The organism is Streptomyces sp. WAC 04229 (assembly GCF_003947455.1).
Classification (GTDB): Bacteria; Actinomycetota; Actinomycetes; order Streptomycetales; family Streptomycetaceae; genus Streptomyces.
Window position 1 is genome coordinate 37,099 of sequence record NZ_QHJH01000035.1, and the last position, 16,739, is coordinate 53,837.

A 16,739-nucleotide genomic window follows, 5' to 3' on the forward strand; every position below is an offset into this window, starting at 1 on the left:
CCCTCCCCTCCCGGAGGGGCGCGTCCGTCGCGGAGGATGGGCGCGTGCAGGCAACCACCACGGCAGCGCCCCGGCCCCGTGCCGGCGAGCGGATCATGGCCGCCGTCAACCGCGACCCGCGCGCCGCCCCGCACGGCACCCGCAACGACGCCGTGCTCGCCGCGGTCCTCCTCACCGGCGCCGTCTGCCTCGCCCTGGCCACCGACGAGGGCCGCCGCCCGGACGCGGTCGGCTGGACGCTGCTGGCCGCCGCGCACGTCGCGATCGTGTGGCGGCGGCGCCACCCGCTGCTGGTGCTCGTGGCGCTGGTGGCCCTCGTCGGGCCGTACCACGCCATGGACAACAACCACGCGGCGGCCGGTCCGGCCTCCTACGTGGCGCTCTACACGCTCGCCGTCACCGGCCGCCCGCTGCGCACGATCCTGACCGGCATCGGTGTCCTCACCGTTTCCGTCGGCATCATGCTCACCGTCAACACCCACCAGGCCGTCGAGCTGATCCGCATCTCCGGCTGGGTGATCGCCATCCTCTTCGCCGGCGTCGACGTCCGCTACTACCGCCAGTACGTCGCCTCCATCGTCGAACGGGCCGAACGCGCCGAACGCACCCGCGAGGAGGAGGCCCGCCGCCGCGTCGCCGAGGAACGCCTGCGCGTCGCCCGGGACCTGCACGACCTGCTCGCGCACAGCATCACCCTCATCGGCGTGCAGACCTCGGTCGCCGCCCACGTCCTGACCGCCGACCCCGGCCGCCTGGACCGGGCCGCCGTCGCCAAGGCCCTCGACGACATCGCCGAGACCTGCCGGAGCGCGCGCGGCGAACTGCGCACCACGCTGGAGGTGCTGCGGGAGCAGGACGCCACCGACGCCCGCGGCCCGCTGCCCGGACTGCACGGGCTGCCCGACCTCGCGGAGACCGCCCGGGGCGCGGGCGCACGGGTGGAGCTGTCGGTGCGGGCCGACGCCGTCCCGCCCGCGGTCGGTGCCGCCGCCTACCGCATCGTGCAGGAGGCGCTGACCAACTCCGTACGCCACGCCGGCCCGGCGCCGTCCGTCCACGTCGAGGTGCGCGCCGAGCGGGGCGCCCTGCGCCTGTCCGTCACCGACGACGGCAACGGGCCCGAGGCCGCCGGCACCCCCGGCTTCGGCCTCGTCGGCATGCGGGAGCGGGCCCGCAGCGTGGGTGGCACACTCGACGCCGGGCCGCGGGAGGGCGGCGGCGGGGGCGGCTTCGAGGTGACGGCCGTGCTGCCCACGCCCGCCGTACCGACGGGGCCCGCCCCGACCACGACACACCTGATCCCGGAGAGCGACCGATGACGATACGCGTGCTGCTCGCGGACGACCAGAACCTCGTCCGGGCCGCGTTCGCCCTGCTCGTGGCCTCGGCGCCGGACATGGAGGTGGTCGGCGAGGCGGGCACCGGCCGCGAGGCCGTGGCGCTGGCCCGCGCCGAACGCGCCGACCTCGTCGTCATGGACGTCCGCATGCCCGACCTGGACGGCATCGAGGCGACCCGGCTGATCGCCGCCGACGAGGACCTCGCGGGCGTGCGGGTGCTGGTCCTCACCACCTACGACACCGACGAGAACATCGTGGAGGCGCTCCGCGCGGGCGCCTCCGGGTTCCTGGTCAAGGACACCCGGCCCGCCGAACTCCTCGACGCCATCCGCACGGTGACGGCGGGCGACGCGCTCCTGTCGCCCGGACCGACCGCCCGCCTGATCGAAAGGTTCCTGCGCAGCCCCGCGACGCCCGCCGCGGGCACCGCGGGACCCGACTGCCTGTCCGACCGGGAACGCCAGGTGCTCGCCCTGGTCGCACGCGGCCTCAACAACACGGAGATCGCCGACTCCCTGGGCCTGAGCCCCCTGACCGCCAAGACCCACGTCAGCCGCATCATGGGCAAGCTGGGGGCGCGAGACCGCGCGCAACTGGTCATCGTGGCGTACGAGTCGGGGCTGGTGACCCCCGGCGTCGGCTGACCTCCGGCGGACGGCGGACTGACTCAGCCCTCGCAGTAGAGGTCGGCGGACGGCCGCTGACCGGTCGCGAGGAAGCGGGAGACGGTCCGGTCGCCGCAGGCGTTGCCGTTGGCGAGGTAGGCGTCGTGGCCGGTGGAGTCCACGGTCACCATGACCGCGCGCCGGCCGAGCGCCTCCCGCATCTTCCGGGCGCCGCTGAGCGGGGTGGCCACGTCCCGTTCGTTCTGGACGAGCAGGACGTTCGACGGCCCCCGGCCGGTGATCCGCACCGGCGCCTCGCGCGGCGCGTAGGGCCAGGCGGCGCACACCATCGCGTTGCGGGGCATGCCCGCGGTGAGCGGGTACTTGGCGCGGCTCTCGGCGACGCCCTTGCGGTACACGGCGGGCGACTTCGGCCAGGCGACGTCGTTGCAGAGCGTCCCCACCCCCACCGCGGTGACGTTCTGCAGCACGGACTCGGGCGGCGCCTGGGGCACGGGCGGCACGGTGCCCTGTGCCGCGGCCCGCATCATCCTCGCGAGCGTGGGATACGCGCTGGGGCGGTACAGGCTGTCCAGCATCGTCTGACGCAGCACGTTGCCGTTCAGCTCCTCCGGGTTGGCTCCCGGCCAGGGGATCGGCGTCCGGTCCAACTCGGCGGCGAGCCGCAGGAACCGCGGCCGTACGTCGGCCGCCCGGAGTGCCACGCGGTCCGGGTTGCCCGGCTGAGAGGCCCACGCGGCGAAGTCCGGGAAGGTGTCCTCCACGCCCTGCTCGTGGCCGGCGAGCCAGGCACGGGCGACGCGCGCCGGGTCGGGGTCGTCGTTGCTGTCCAGCACGACGCGGTCGGTGCGGTGCGGGAAGAGCTGCGCGTACACCGCGCCGACGTACGTCCCGTACGACACCCCCCACGCGGAGATCTTCCGCTCGCCGAGCGCGGCCCGCAGACGGTCGAGGTCGCGGGCCTCGTTCGCCGTGCTCAGGTGCCGCATCAGCTCGCCGCCGTCGCGTACGCAGGCGTCGGTGACGCGGCGCGCTGTGTCGAGGTTCCCGTCGACCGAGCCGTCGGGGGCGGGCCAGGGGCGGAGCCTGGAGGTGGCGAGGTCGGCGGTCTCCAGCCCGCAGTCGACGGCGGTGGACGGGGCGAGCCCGCGCGGCGCGAACCCGACCAGGTCGTAGGCGTCCCGGACTTCGCGCGGCAGCTTCTGCCCCTTCCCCGACGGGTCGCCCAGACTGGACCCGCCCGGCCCGCCGGGGATGAGCAGCAGCGTCCCGCGCCGGGCGTCCGGATCCTCGCTCCGGATGCGCGAGACGGCGATGTCGATACGGGGGCTGCCGGGATCGGCGTAGTCCATGGGCACCCGGAGCGTGGCGCACTGCTGACGGGGGTCGACGGCGCCCCCGCCGCAATCCGTCCAGGTGAGGGCCCCGGCGGGGTCCGCGGTCGCGGCGGAGGCGGTGAACGGCGCGGTGATCCCGAGGAGTGCGGTGGAGACGCCGACGAGGGCGGCGTCGCGGATGATTCGCTTGCGCTGCGTCATACGACGAGCCTCACGGATCTCCGGCGCCGCCCACATCCGGTCAACAACCCTCTTGGTACGGGGGTATACCCGAGGACCGTCCCAGCCGGGGCCCTCTTCACGGGTCCGCCTCCTCGCACTGCCGCACGGCCACCCCGGGGCATGCGCGAGAATGGGCGGCATGAGTCTGTTCCGCGACGACGGCATCGTGCTGCGCACCCAGAAGCTGGGCGAGGCGGACCGGATCATCACCTTGCTCACGCGCGGTCACGGACGTGTACGCGCCGTGGCGCGCGGCGTACGGCGGACGAAGTCGAAGTTCGGGGCCCGCCTCGAACCGTTCTCGCACGTCGACGTGCAGTTCTTCGCCAGGAACAGCGAGCTGGTCGGGCGCGGGCTGCCGCTGTGCACGCAGAGCGAGACCATCGCGCCGTACGGTGGCGGGATCGTCACGGACTACGCCCGCTACACCGCGGGGACGGCCATGCTGGAGACGGCCGAGCGGTTCACCGACCACGAGGGCGAGCCGGCGGTCCAGCAGTACCTGCTGCTGGTCGGCGCGCTGCGTACCCTCGCCCGGGGCGAGCACGCTCCGAACCTCGTGCTCGACGCGTTCCTCCTGCGCTCGCTGGCGGTGAACGGGTACGCGCCGACCTTCGGGGACTGCGCGAAGTGCGGCCTGCCCGGTCCGAACCGGTTCTTCTCGGTCGGGTCGGGCGGTTCCGTCTGCGCCGACTGCCGGGTGCCCGGCAGCGTCGTACCCTCGCCGCAGGCCCTGGAACTGCTCGGGGCACTGCTCACGGGAGACTGGGGGACCGCGGACGCGTGCGAGCCGCGGTACGTGCGGGAGGGCAGCGGGCTGGTGTCCGCCTATCTGCACTGGCACCTGGAGCGGGGCCTGCGCTCCCTGCGGTACGTCGAGAAGTCCTAGGCACAAACACGCAGAAACAGTACGAGGAGACGAGAGACACATGGCGGTACGCGGGATCCTTGGGCGGCAGCGCCGGGAGTACAGGACGCCGGAGCCGCACCCGTCCGGCGCGCGGCCCCCGGGCCTCGGTGAGCTGGTCCCCGAGCATGTGGCGATCGTCATGGACGGCAACGGGCGCTGGGCCAAGGACCGCGGGCTGCCGCGGACCGAGGGGCACAAGGTCGGGGCCGAGCGGGTGCTCGACGTGCTCCAGGGCGCCATCGAGATGGGCGTGAAGAACATCTCGCTGTACGCCTTCTCCACCGAGAACTGGAAGCGGTCGCCGGACGAGGTGCGCTTCCTGATGAACTTCAACCGGGACTTCATCCGCAAGACCCGCGACCAGCTCGACGAGCTGGGGATCCGCGTGCGCTGGGTGGGCCGGATGCCCAGGCTGTGGAAGTCCGTCGCCAAGGAACTCCAGGTCGCCCAGGAGCAGACCAAGGACAACGACCGGCTGACCCTGTACTTCTGCATGAACTACGGCGGCCGCGCCGAGATCGCCGACGCCGCGCAGGCCCTCGCCGAGGACGTGCGGGCCGGGAAGCTCGACCCGTCGAAGGTCAACGAGAAGACCCTCGCGAAGTACCTGTACTACCCGGACATGCCGGACGTGGACCTGTTCCTGCGGCCCAGCGGCGAGCAGCGCACGTCCAACTACCTGCTCTGGCAGAGCGCGTACGCCGAGATGGTGTTCCAGGACGTGCTGTGGCCCGACTTCGACCGGCGCGACCTGTGGCGGGCGTGCCTGGAGTTCGCCTCCCGCGACCGGCGGTTCGGCGGGGCCATCCCGAACGAGGAGCTCCTGGCCATGGAGGGCCGGAGCGGAGGGAACTGAGCCCGTCCGGCGTTCGCGGGCGAGGCCGTCGGGCCGGAAGGGGTCCGGGGCGCGGCCCCCGGCCCCGGCGGCTCAGCCGCCGGAGGCGGTCGCGCAGTCGGCGCAGGTGCCGAAGATCTCCACGGTGTGGGCGACGTTGACGTAGCCGTGTTCGGCGGCGATGGCCTCGGCCCACTTCTCCACCGCGGGGCCCTCGACCTCGACGGCCTTGCCGCAGGAGCGGCAGACCAGGTGGTGATGATGGTCGCCGGTGGAGCAGCGGCGGTAGACGGACTCGCCGTCGGCGGTGCGCAGGACGTCGACCTCGCCGGCGTCGGCGAGGGACTGAAGCGTGCGGTAGACCGTGGTGAGCCCGACCGAGTCGCCCTTGTGCTTGAGCATGTCGTGGAGCTCCTGTGCGCTGCGGAACTCCTCGACCTCCTGGAGAGCCGCCGACACGGCGGCCCGCTGCCGGGTGGCGCGGCCCTTCACGGGCGGTCCAGCGGTCGTCACCGGGTTCCTCCTCACGTCTTGGCGGCTTGCCGGGCCATTGTGCCAGCCCGGTTCGCCCGCGGTCAGACGCCGACCTCGTCGGTGGCCCCCCGGGTGGCCGGAATCTTGCACTCCGCCGGATCCGACGCGGGCCCCGCGGCAGTGGCCGCTCGCGCGCGTCGCCGGGCGAGCGGTGCCGCCAGCGCGGTCAGCAGGACGAACGCGCCGATGGTGAGCAGCACGATCGTCGCGCCGGGCGGCACGTCCTGGTAGTACGAGGTGACCGTGCCGCCGATCGTCACGGTCACGCCGAGCGCGACGGCGATCGCGAAGGTGGCGGCGAAACTGCGGGTGAGCTGCTGCGCGGCGGCCACCGGGACCACCATCAGCGCCGACACCAGCAGCAGCCCCACGACGCGCATCGCGACCGTCACCGTCACCGCGGCCGTGACCGCGGTCAGCAAATTCAGCGCGCGCACCGGCAGGCCGGTGACCCGGGCGAACTCCTCGTCCTGGCTGACCGCGAACAGCTGCCGGCGCAGGCCCAGGGTGACCAGGACCACGAAGGCGGCCAGCACGCAGATCGCCGTGACGTCGGACTCGCTCACCGTGGACAGGGAGCCGAAGAGGTACGAGGTGAGGTTGGCGCTGGAGCCGGTCGGCGCGAGGTTGATGAACATCACACCGCCGGCCATGCCGCCGTAGAAGAGCATCGCGAGGGCGATGTCGCCGCGGGTCTTGCCGTACCAGCGGATCAGCTCCATGAGGACCGCGCCGAGCACGGAGACCAGGGTCGCCATCCACACCGGGGACCAGGAGAGCAGGAAGCCGAGGCCGACGCCGGTCATCGCCACGTGGCCGATGCCGTCGCCCATGAGGGCCTGGCGGCGCTGGACCAGGTAGATGCCGACGGCGGGCGCGGTGATGCCGACCAGGACGGCCGCCAGCAGGGCCCGCTGCATGAAGGCGTAGTTCAGGATTTCCATAGTCGTCGCCTTCTCAGCTCAGCAGGCCGGTGCGGATCGGTTCGGCGTCCGTGGGCGCGTGCGGGTGCACGTGGTCGTGGCCGGGCAGCGCGTGCTGGCCGACCGCCTTCGGGGGCGGGCCGTCGTGCAGCACGCAGCCGTCGCGGAGCACCACGGCCCGGTCGATCAGCGGCTCCAGGGGGCCCAGCTCGTGCAGGACGAGGAGGACCGTCGTACCGGCCGCGACCTGCTTCCTGAGCGTCTCGGCCAGCACCTCCTGGCTGGCCAGGTCGACGCCCGCCATCGGCTCGTCCATGATCAGCAGTTCGGGTTCGGCGGCGAGCGCGCGGGCGATCAGCACGCGCTGGTGCTGGCCGCCGGAGAGGGCGTTCACCGAGTCCTTGGCCCGGTCGGTCATGCCGACCAGGGCGAGGGCGCGGCGCACGGCCTCGTGGTCGGCCTTGCGCAGGATGCCGAAGCGGGCCCGGGAGAGCCGCCCGGAGGAGACCACCTCGGTCACCGTCGCGGGGACGCCGCCCGCGGCCGTGGTGCGCTGCGGGACGTAGCCCACGCGCGCCCAGTCGCGGAACCGGCGCCGGGGGGCGCCGAACAGCTCGATCTCCCCGGCGGTGACCGGCACCTGGCCGATGACGGTGCGCACGGCCGTGGACTTGCCCGAGCCGTTGGCGCCGAGCAGGGCGACGACCTCGCCGCGGCGCACGGTGAGGTCGATGCCGCGCAGGACGGGGCGTGAGCCGAGTTCGGCGCGCACGCCGCGCAGCGAGATGACGTTGACGGGCTCGCTCATGCCGCCCTCCGGTGAGTTGATCACTTGGCTCCCAGGGCCGTCCGCAGGGCCTTGAGGTTGGCTTCCATGACCTGGAAGTAGTCGTCGCCGCGGGACTTCTCGGTGATGCCCTCGATCGGGTCGAGGACGTCCGTCTCGAGGTTCGCGTCCTTGGCGACCGTCTTCGCGGTCTTGTCGCTGACGAGCGTCTCGTAGAAGACCGTGGAGACGCCGTCGGCCTTCGCCATCTTCTCAAGCTCCTTGACCCGGGCGGCGCTGGGCTCGGACTCGGGGCTGAGGCCGCTGATGGCCTCCTCGGTCAGGCCGTAGCGCTCGGCGAGGTAGCCGAAGGCGGCGTGCGTGGTGATGAAGACCTTGGTGTCGGTGTCCTTCAGCCCGGTCTCGAACTCCGTGTTCAGGGCGTCGAGCTTCTTGACCAGGGCCTCGGTGTTCTTCTTGTAGTCGGCGGCGTGGTCGGGGTCGGCCTTCTCGAAGGCCTCGCCGACGCCCTTGGCGACCTCGGCGTACTTGACCGGGTCGAGCCAGATGTGGGGGTCCTTGCCGCCCTCCTCGCCGTGCTCGTGGCCGTGCTCCTCCTCGGCGTGGTCGTGCTCGGCGGCGTGTCCGCCGACCTCGGAGCCGTGCTCCTCCAGTGCGGTCAGCGTGGCCGCGTCGATCTTCGTCTTGGCGCCGGACTGGGCGATGGCCTCGTCGGCGGAGGGCTGCAGGCCCTTGAGGAAGAGCGCGGCGTCCGACTCCTCCAGCTGGGCGCGCTGCTTGGCGCTGATCTCCAGGTCGTGCGGTTCCTGGCCGGGCTCGGTCAGACTGGTGACGTTGACGTGGTCGCCGCCGATCTGCTCGGCGAGATAGGCCATGGGGTAGAACGACGCGACGACGTCGAACTTGTCCGTGTTGCCCGCCGCCGCGTTGTCGCCGGCGCAGGCCGAGAGGGTCCCGAGGCCGAGTGCGGCGGCCGCGGTGACTGCTATGCCGGATATGTGACGTCGTCGTACGTTCATGGGATTCATTTTCAACAAATATGGAAACGGTTGTCAACAAGCGGCCATATCGGAGGCCCGAGGATCCTGCGGGGCCCCGATTTGGTTGAGGGGCAGTCCACGCCGGTAACCTGAAGCATTCTCTGGAAGCATCTCGCTTCGCCCGCCCGCCACCCGACCACCACCCCTCAACGAGGCGCTTCGCGCCGCACCAGTCAGTCACCGTCGTCGTAATGAAGAGAGCACCGTGGCCGCCGACAAGATCGACACCATCGTCAGCCTGAGCAAGCGCCGTGGCTTCGTATTCCCCTGCAGTGAGATCTACGGCGGTCAGCGTGCCGCCTGGGACTACGGTCCGCTCGGTGTCGAGCTCAAGGAGAACCTCAAGCGCCAGTGGTGGCGCTACATGGTCACCTCGCGCGAGGACGTCGTCGGTCTCGACTCCTCCGTGATCCTGGCCCCCGAGGTCTGGGTGGCCTCCGGTCACGTCGCCACCTTCACGGACCCGCTGACCGAGTGCACCTCCTGCCACAAGCGGTTCCGTGCGGACCACCTGGAGGAGGCGTACGAGGAGAAGAAGGGCAAGGCTCCCGAGAACGGCCTGGCCGACCTCAACTGCCCCAACTGCGGCAACAAGGGCACCTTCACCGAGCCCAAGCAGTTCTCCGGTCTGCTCTCCACCCACCTCGGCCCGACCCAGGACAGCGGCTCCGTCGCCTACCTGCGGCCCGAGACCGCCCAGGGCATCTTCACCAACTTCGCCCAGGTGCAGACCACGTCGCGCCGCAAGCCGCCGTTCGGCATCGCCCAGATGGGCAAGTCCTTCCGCAACGAGATCACGCCCGGCAACTTCATCTTCCGGACCCGCGAGTTCGAGCAGATGGAGATGGAGTTCTTCGTCAAGCCGGGCGAGGACGAGAAGTGGCAGGAGTACTGGATGGAGCAGCGCTGGAACTGGTACACGGGCCTGGGCCTCCGTGAGGAGAACATGCGCTGGTACGAGCACCCGGCCGAGAAGCTCTCCCACTACTCCAAGCGCACCGCCGACATCGAGTACCGGTTCTCCTTCGGCGGCAGCGAGTGGGGCGAGCTGGAGGGTGTCGCCAACCGCACCGACTACGACCTCTCCTCGCACTCCAAGGCCTCCGGCCAGGACCTCTCCTACTTCGACCAGGAGGCCGGCGAGCGCTGGACGCCGTACGTCATCGAGCCGGCGGCCGGTGTCGGCCGGGCGATGCTCGCCTTCCTGCTCGACGCGTACATCGAGGACGAGGCGCCGAACGCCAAGGGCAAGCTGGAGAAGCGCACGGTGCTGCGGCTCGACCCGCGGCTGTCCCCGGTGAAGGTCGCCGTGCTGCCGCTGTCCCGCAACCCCGAGCTGTCGCCCAAGGCGAAGGGGCTCGCGCAGGCGCTGCGGCAGAACTGGAACATCGAGTTCGACGACGCCGGGGCGATCGGGCGCCGGTACCGGCGTCAGGACGAGATCGGTACGCCGTTCTGCGTCACCGTCGACTTCGACACGCTGGACGACAACGCGGTGACGGTCCGCGAGCGCGACACCATGAAGCAGGAACGCGTGTCGCTGGACCAGATCGAGGGGTACCTGGCCTCACGTCTGGTCGGGTGCTGATCGTTCGTATCGGTTGAGTTGCCAGGGGCTCCCGCCCCCTGGCACCCCGAGCCTGTGCCCACCCCTCGCCCGACTCGGTCGGATGAGGGGTGGGCCTTTGGCGTTCGGTGACCTGTTCGTTCGTCAGCGGCCCTGAAGCGACTTCACGTTGTCGCCGAAGGTCCAGTTCTTCGAGCCGTCCCAGTTGAGGGACCACGTCATCAGGCCCTTGAGGGCGCCGTTGTAGTGGTTCCAGGCCTGTGCCACCAGGGACGGGGACATGTGGCCGCCGCCCGCGCCGGGCTGTGCGGGCAGGCCCGGGACCTGCTTGTCGTAGGGCACCCGGATCGTCGTGCCCTGGATGACCAGGCCCTTGTCCAGGCAGTCGGTCTGCTTGGTGAAGCCCTGGACCGTGCCGGCCGAGTAGGAGTCGCCGGAGCAGCCGTACATGCTGCCGTTGTAGTACTGCATGTTCAGCCACCACAGGCGGCCGTTGTCCGCGTACTTCTTGATGACGGGCAGGTACGCGCCCCAGATGGAGCCGTAGGTCACGCTGCCGCCGGTGACGTAGGCGGTCTCCGGGGCCATGGTGAGGCCGAAGTTCGAGGGCATGCGGGCGAGCACGCCGTCGATGATGCGGATCAGGTTGGCCTGGGACGTGGAGAGTTGGCCGATGCTGCCGCTGCCGGTCAGGCCGGTCTCGATGTCGATGTCCATGCCGTCGAAGTTGTACTTCTTCAGGATCGGCACGATCGTGTCGACGAAACGGTCCGCGACGGCGGTGGAGTTGAGGTCGATGCCGGCCGTCGCGCCGCCGATGGAGAGCAGGATCGTCTGCCCGGACGCCTTGGCCGCGCACATCTCCGCGGGCGTCGCCACCTTCACGCCCGTGTCCATGCCGTCCTCCCACAGGGCCGTTCCGTCGGAGCGGATGACCGGGAAGGCCGCGTTCAGCACGTTGTAGCCGTGGGCGCCGATGCGCGAATCGGTGATGGGCGTCCAGCCGAAGGGCGGGTGCACGCCGTTGGCGGCGCCGTCCCAGTTCTCCCAGTAGCCCTGGAGGACCTTGCCGGTGGGCTTGGACTTCACGGCGCAGGTGTCGGTCGCGGGGGCAGGGGCGGGTGCGGGTGCGGCGGACGCGGTGGTGGCCCCCAGCGGGGCCAGGACGGTGGCCGCCAGTGCGGCGGCCAGTAGACGGATCCTGCGGCGGACCTTGGGGCGGATCATGCCGGGCCTCCCGGTGGGGGGTGCGGTGAGGTGTCGTAGGCATGACAGTGGTGTGGTCCAGACCTTTCGTCAAGAGGTCTGGACCAAGAACGGGTGACGCCGTCGGGGTGACGCCCGAGGTGCGGGAACGCGGAGTTGTGCGGAAGGTGATGTTCCCAGGGGTTTCCCACCGCACGGACAGGGCGAGGACGAACAGTCATGGCTGAGCAGAAGTCGGCGCAGACACTCCCGCGGCCGCTGCACGCGGCCGCTTCCGCGGTACAGAAGGTGCCGGGCGCCACGACGGTCGGCAAGGCCGCCGAGGGCGCGCTGGAACGGATCGGCGCGGTGTCGCCGCGCGGGCGGCGCGTGATCGTGTACACGGGTGCGGGGGTGCTGGGCGTCGCCGGGCTGGTGGAGTGGCCGGTGGCGCTCACCGGAGCGGCGGTGGCCTGGCTGACGCAGTCGCGGCGGCGGAACGGGAACGGGGTCGCCGGGCGGGGCACGGGTGGTACCGGTGCCACCGAGGCCGCCCGGAAGCGCGCCGCCGTCAGGAAGAGCACCGCCAAGACCGCGGCGGCGACGTCGCCCGCCTCGACGTCGCCCGCGGCGAAGTCGGCCGCGGCGAAGAAGGCGGCGGCGAAGAGGACCACCGCGACGAAGACCACCGCGAAGAAGGCCACGGCCCGGTCGGCCGCCGCGAAGTCCGCCGCGGCGAAGAAGGCGACCGCGGCGACGAAGAAGGCGACCGCGGCGACGAAGGCGACCGCCAACAAGGCGACTGCGAAGAAGGCCACGGCGAAGAAGGCCACGGCGAAGAAGACCACCGCGAAGAAGACCACCGCGACGAAGACCGCCGCCAAGAAGACCGCCGCCAGGAAAGCCCCCGCGAAGAAGACCGCGTCACCCGCACGGAGCAGGAGCCGCTCGGGAAAGAAGACGTCGTCCAGCCGTCCCCCCGCCTCGGGCTCGGCCGGCGGCCGTAAGACCGCCTCCGCCTCGCGCACCCGCAGGACGGGCTGAGCCACGGCCATGGTCGGCGCACTTCTGACGCGGTCCCAGGACGCCGTCACCGGATTCGTCCTGGCCGGGCCCCGACTGCTCGCCCGCTCCACCGCACCCGCCGTCGGCGCCGCCGCCGGCGCGGTCGCGGGCACCGCACGGGCCGGTGTGCGAGGCGCCGACTTCGCCGCCCGCGCGGCCCGGGTCGCCCGCTCCGCGCTGCCCGGCGGCACCCGGGACTGGCGGGCCGGACCCCGGGCCCACCTCGCCCTCGCCCCGGCCGATTCCGACGAGGTGCGCCTGGCGGGCGGCACGGAACGCGTCGCGCGAAAGGTGGCCGCGGAGGTGGCCGAACACCCGGACGTGCTGGTCGCCTACTGGGACACCGGCCTCGCCAGGCTGGTGGTGACCGCGGCCGAGGAGGAGCTGACCGACTCCGTCGTGGACCACGTCACCGAACTCGCCGAGCGGCACGGACTCACCCGGACGGACCGACGGGACCGGCAGGACGTCGGCGACCAGGTGGACGAACTGGCCCACCCCGGCGACCCGGCCTCGGTGCGCGTTGCCGCGACCGCCCTCGGCGCCGACCTCCTCGGCATCGCCGCCGCCGTGACCGGCGCGCGCCTGCGGCTGCCGCCCTCGCCGCGCCTGATCACCGCCGTGGCGACCCTGCTGCGCGAGAACCCGGCCTTCCGCGCCTGGCTGCGCGAGCGGATGGGCGACCACCGCATGGACGTGACGCTGGCCGCCGCCAACGCCGCCGTGCACGGCGCCGGGCAGAGCCCCACCTCGCTGGTCCTCGACGGAGCGCTGCGCGCCTGCCAGTTGACGGAGGCGGTGGCCAGGACGGCGGCCTTCGAGGTGGTGCACGACCAGCTCTGCGCCCCCGGCCGCGGCAGCCTGCCCGCCGACCTCACCCTGCGCCCCGCGCCGCGCACCTCCCCGGCCCAGGACTACGCCGCCCACGCCTCGGCCGGCAGCGTCGCGGGCGCCGCGGCGACGCTGCTGGTCAAGCACGACGTGGCCGAGGCGGCCGAGGCCGTGCTGGCCGGCTCGCCCAAGGCCGCGCGGTACGGCCCCGCCGCCTTCCACGCCGTACTGAGCGCGGCCCTGTCCCGTGCCGGTGTGCTGGTGCGCGACCCCGGACGACTGCGGCAGCTGGAGATGGCCCGCACGGTCGTGCTGCACCCGAGCGCGCTGCGGCTGCCGGACGACGGCGCCGACCCGTGGACCGAGGACGTGCTGGACGCGGCCCGGCGGGCCGGCCTGCGCGTGGTGATGGTCCAGGACCCGGCGCTGGCCGATTTCACCGGCCTCGCGGACCAGGTCGTCGACGCGCGGCGCCCGCTCGCGGACGTCGTGGCCGAACTGCGGCCCGAGGGAGGCGTCGTCACGGTCGTACGCCCGCGGCCCGAGGACGACGCGTCGGTGCTGTCCGGGCTGCTCGGCGGGGACGTGGCGGTCGCCCTGGCCGACGCGGACTCCCCGGTGGCGTGGGGCGCCGACGTGATCGCTCCGCAAGGGCTCGCCGACGTGTGGCGGCTGCTGCGGGCGGTGCCCGCGGCCCGTGCCGTCGGGCGGCGCTCGCAGACGCTGGCCCGGTCCGGCGCCGCGCTGTCCGGGCTGCTGGTGGCGGTCGGCGAGGCGCGCGGCCGGCGCCGGGGCAGGCCGAGCTTCATCGCGCTGTCCGGGCTGCGGCACGCGCCGGTCGACGCGAGCGCGGCGGCGGCCCTGCTGTCCGGGACGCGTGCCGCGGTCGGCGTGGCGATGGCCCGCGCTCCGCATCCCCGGGCCCGGGTGGCGTGGCACGCGCTGGCCCCGGACGCCGTACGGGACCGCCTGGAGCGGGAGAGCGAGCCCGATCCGACCGTCGTCGAGCAGGCCGCGGCCCGGCTGCGCGCGGTCGCCGACCGGGCGGGCCGGGTGCCGGTGCTGGCCCCGGCGTTCTGGTCGTGGGAGCTGGCCCGGGCGGTCCGCGGGGAGCTGGACGACCCGCTCACCCCGGTGCTCGCGGTCGGCTCGGCGGCCTCCGCGATCCTCGGGTCGGTCGTGGACGCCCTGCTGGTGGTCGGGGCGCTCGACCTGAACGCGCTGGTCGGCGGGTTCCAGCGGCTGCGCGCCGAGCGGGCGCTGTCCGGGCTGCTGGCCGAGCAGACGCAGAAGGCCCGGGTCACCGAGGAGCCCGAACGGGAGGGCGGGCCGCCGCGCATCATGGACGCGGCCCGGCTGCACCCGGGGTACGTGATCGAACTGAAGACGGACGACGTCGTTCCGGCCGACGCCCGGCTGCTGTGGGAGGACGGTCTGGAGGTGGACGAGTCCGCGCTGACCGGTGAGTCGCTGCCGGTGGGCAAGAGCGTGGACCCGGCGCCCAGGGCCCCGGTGGCCGAGCGGTACTGCATGGTCTTCGAGGGCACGACCGTGGTGGCCGGCCGCGCCCGGGCCGTCGTCGTGGACATCGGCGACCACACCGAGGCGGCACGGGCGGTGGCGCTCGCCGCCCGGACGCCCGCCGCGGCCGGGGTGCAGGCCAGGCTCCAGGAACTGACCCGCAAGGCGCTGCCGCTCACCCTGGCGGGCGGGGCCGCGGTCACCGGTCTGTCGCTGCTGCGCGGGGCGCCGGTCCGGCAGGCCGTCGCCGGCGGGGTGTCGGTCGCCGTGGCCGCCGTCCCCGAGGGGCTGCCCCTGGTGGCGACGGTGGCGCAGCTCGCGGCGGCCCGGCGGCTGAGCCGTCGCGGAGTCCTCGTGCGCACCCCGCGCACGCTGGAGGCGCTGGGCCGGATGGACACCATCTGCTTCGACAAGACCGGCACGCTCACCGAGAACAGGCTGCGGCTGACGCGTGTCGCGGGCGCCGACGGCACGGTCCGCAGGGTGGGCGACCCGGAGGCGGCCGACGCCGTACGGACCGCCGCGCGCGCCGTCCCCCGGCTGAACGGCGACGGGGCCCGGCCCACCCACGCCACCGACGAGGCGGTCCTGGACGCGGCGGGTGACGACCCCGGGTGGACGCAGGTGGAGGGCCTGCCCTTCGAGACCTCGCGCGGATACGCCGCCGCCGTCGGACGGGACCGGGCCCGCGGGCCCGCGACGCTGGTGGTCAAGGGCGCCCCGGAGACGGTGCTGCCGGCCTGCGCCGACCTGCCGTCGCACATCCTGGAGGTGGCGCAGACCCTGGCCCGCGACGGACTGCGCATCATCGCGGTGGCCTCCCGCCCACTGCGCCGGGGCGAGGAGGCGGCCGACGTACTCGAACAGCAGCCGGCGAAGCTGGGGTTCGCGGGGCTGCTGGCGCTGGCCGACGCACCCCGTGAGACGTCCCCGGCGCTGGTGCGCGGGCTGCGCGAGGCGGGCGTACGGCCCGTGGTGCTGACCGGCGACCACCCGCAGACCGCCCATGCCATCGCCGTCGACCTGGGCTGGCCCGAGGACGCGGTGGTGGTCACCGGCGACGAACTCGCCGCCGCCGACCGTACGGCGCGCTCCCGGATGCTGCGCGACGCGGACGTCGTGGCCCGTGTGGCGCCGGAGCAGAAGCTCCAGGTCGTCGAGTCGCTGCGGGACGCCGGGCGGGTCGTCGGCATGGTCGGCGACGGCGCCAACGACGCCGCCGCCATCCGCGCCGCCGACATCGGCGTCGGCATCAGCGCCCGCGGCTCGGCCGCCGCCCGCAACGCCGCCGACCTGGTGGTGACCGGCGACGACCTGCTGGTGCTGGTGGAGGCGGTCCGGGAGGGCCGGGCGCTGTGGCACAGCGTCGCCGACGCCATCGCGATCCTGATCGGCGGCAACGCGGGCGAGGTCGGCTTCGGCATCCTCGGCACGGTGCTGAGCGGCTCCTCGCCGCTGTCGACCCGTCAGATGCTGCTGGTGAACCTCTTCACCGACCTGTTCCCGGCGATGGCGGTCGCGGTGACGCGCACGGGGGATCCCGAGCAGGAGGCCGCCGACGCGGGTGCGCCGCTGGGCACGGCGGTGCTGGGCGAGCCCCTGCTGCGGCAGATCCGGCACCGGGCCCTGACCACCGCGCTCGGGGCGACCGCTGCCTGGCTGTTCGGCCGCTTCACGCCGGGCACGGACCGCCGCTCGACGACGATGGCCCTGTGCGCCGTGGTCGGCACCCAGCTCGCCCAGACCCTCGCCGACCGCCGCGACAGCCGCCTGGTCCAGGTCACGTCCCTGGGCTCGGCCGCCGCCCTGGTGGCCCTCGTCCAGACCCCGGGCGTGAGCCGCCTCTTCGGCTGCACCCCGCTGGGCCCGGTCGCGTGGACGGGCGTGGCGGCGGCGATCGTCCTGGCCCTGGCGGGCCAGCGGGCGCTGCCGGAGGTGGAGGAGGCGATCCTGAAGTACTGGCCGAGGGTGGCGGAGCGGCTGCCGATTCCGCTGCGCTGAGGCGGGGGCGGGGGC

The 16,739-nt window shown here is 73.3% G+C and carries 13 protein-coding genes; 7 read left to right on the top strand and 6 right to left on the bottom strand.

The window, feature by feature from the left end; all coding sequences use genetic code 11:
- Nucleotides 1-44: 44 nt before the first annotated feature.
- The gene (locus tag DMH12_RS13070; protein ID WP_185832292.1) at nucleotides 45-1,319 is read left to right on the top strand and encodes a sensor histidine kinase; all 1,275 of its coding nucleotides are present in this window, start codon (nucleotides 45-47) and stop codon (nucleotides 1,317-1,319) included.
- Complete coding sequence (locus DMH12_RS13075) at nucleotides 1,316-1,984, top strand: response regulator transcription factor (RefSeq protein ID WP_185832293.1); 669 nt, start codon at nucleotides 1,316-1,318, stop codon at nucleotides 1,982-1,984. The genes DMH12_RS13070 and DMH12_RS13075 overlap by 4 nt, the downstream gene beginning before the upstream one ends.
- A gap of 23 nt (nucleotides 1,985-2,007) precedes the next feature.
- Here DMH12_RS13075 and DMH12_RS13080 read toward each other — a convergent pair whose 3' ends face one another.
- Nucleotides 2,008-3,504 (bottom strand): alpha/beta hydrolase, encoded by a 1,497-nt coding sequence (locus DMH12_RS13080; protein WP_125491736.1) that lies wholly within the window; start codon nucleotides 3,502-3,504, stop codon nucleotides 2,008-2,010.
- A gap of 160 nt (nucleotides 3,505-3,664) precedes the next feature.
- Between DMH12_RS13080 and recO the strand changes: the two genes are divergently transcribed.
- Together recO and DMH12_RS13090 are read left to right on the top strand one after the other, a co-directional pair.
- A complete protein-coding gene (gene recO, locus DMH12_RS13085; RefSeq protein WP_125491737.1) occupies nucleotides 3,665-4,414 on the top strand; it encodes a DNA repair protein RecO in 750 nt (249 codons plus the stop codon).
- A 40-nt stretch (nucleotides 4,415-4,454) separates the two neighbouring features.
- Complete coding sequence (locus tag DMH12_RS13090; protein WP_125491738.1) at nucleotides 4,455-5,291, top strand: isoprenyl transferase; 837 nt, start codon at nucleotides 4,455-4,457, stop codon at nucleotides 5,289-5,291.
- A 72-nt stretch (nucleotides 5,292-5,363) separates the two neighbouring features.
- Here DMH12_RS13090 and DMH12_RS13095 read toward each other — a convergent pair whose 3' ends face one another.
- The 4 genes from DMH12_RS13095 to DMH12_RS13110 form a co-directional block, all read right to left on the bottom strand.
- The gene (locus DMH12_RS13095; RefSeq protein ID WP_122620198.1) at nucleotides 5,364-5,783 is read right to left on the bottom strand and encodes a Fur family transcriptional regulator; all 420 of its coding nucleotides are present in this window, start codon (nucleotides 5,781-5,783) and stop codon (nucleotides 5,364-5,366) included.
- A 62-nt stretch (nucleotides 5,784-5,845) separates the two neighbouring features.
- Nucleotides 5,846-6,748, bottom strand: a complete 903-nt coding sequence (locus tag DMH12_RS13100; protein WP_122620199.1) for a metal ABC transporter permease — start codon at nucleotides 6,746-6,748, stop codon at nucleotides 5,846-5,848.
- A gap of 13 nt (nucleotides 6,749-6,761) precedes the next feature.
- Nucleotides 6,762-7,535 (bottom strand): metal ABC transporter ATP-binding protein, encoded by a 774-nt coding sequence (locus DMH12_RS13105; RefSeq protein WP_125491739.1) that lies wholly within the window; start codon nucleotides 7,533-7,535, stop codon nucleotides 6,762-6,764.
- A 20-nt stretch (nucleotides 7,536-7,555) separates the two neighbouring features.
- Nucleotides 7,556-8,533 carry a metal ABC transporter substrate-binding protein gene (locus DMH12_RS13110; RefSeq protein WP_125491740.1) on the bottom strand — a complete coding sequence of 326 codons (978 nt, stop codon included), beginning with the start codon at nucleotides 8,531-8,533 and terminating at the stop codon, nucleotides 7,556-7,558.
- 226 nt (nucleotides 8,534-8,759) lie between these two features.
- Here DMH12_RS13110 and DMH12_RS13115 point away from each other — a divergent pair, with 226 nt between their 5' ends.
- Complete coding sequence (locus tag DMH12_RS13115) at nucleotides 8,760-10,142, top strand: glycine--tRNA ligase (protein WP_122620202.1); 1,383 nt, start codon at nucleotides 8,760-8,762, stop codon at nucleotides 10,140-10,142.
- A 123-nt stretch (nucleotides 10,143-10,265) separates the two neighbouring features.
- Here DMH12_RS13115 and DMH12_RS13120 read toward each other — a convergent pair whose 3' ends face one another.
- Nucleotides 10,266-11,348 (bottom strand): chitinase, encoded by a 1,083-nt coding sequence (locus DMH12_RS13120; RefSeq protein ID WP_125491741.1) that lies wholly within the window; start codon nucleotides 11,346-11,348, stop codon nucleotides 10,266-10,268.
- Between the two features lie 198 nt (nucleotides 11,349-11,546).
- Here DMH12_RS13120 and DMH12_RS13125 point away from each other — a divergent pair, with 198 nt between their 5' ends.
- The gene (locus tag DMH12_RS13125) at nucleotides 11,547-12,350 is read left to right on the top strand and encodes a histone H1-like repetitive region-containing protein (RefSeq protein ID WP_125491742.1); all 804 of its coding nucleotides are present in this window, start codon (nucleotides 11,547-11,549) and stop codon (nucleotides 12,348-12,350) included.
- Nucleotides 12,351-12,359: 9 nt separating this feature from the next.
- Complete coding sequence (locus DMH12_RS13130; protein WP_125491743.1) at nucleotides 12,360-16,724, top strand: cation-translocating P-type ATPase; 4,365 nt, start codon at nucleotides 12,360-12,362, stop codon at nucleotides 16,722-16,724.
- The last annotated feature ends 15 nt before the right edge of the window (nucleotides 16,725-16,739 follow it).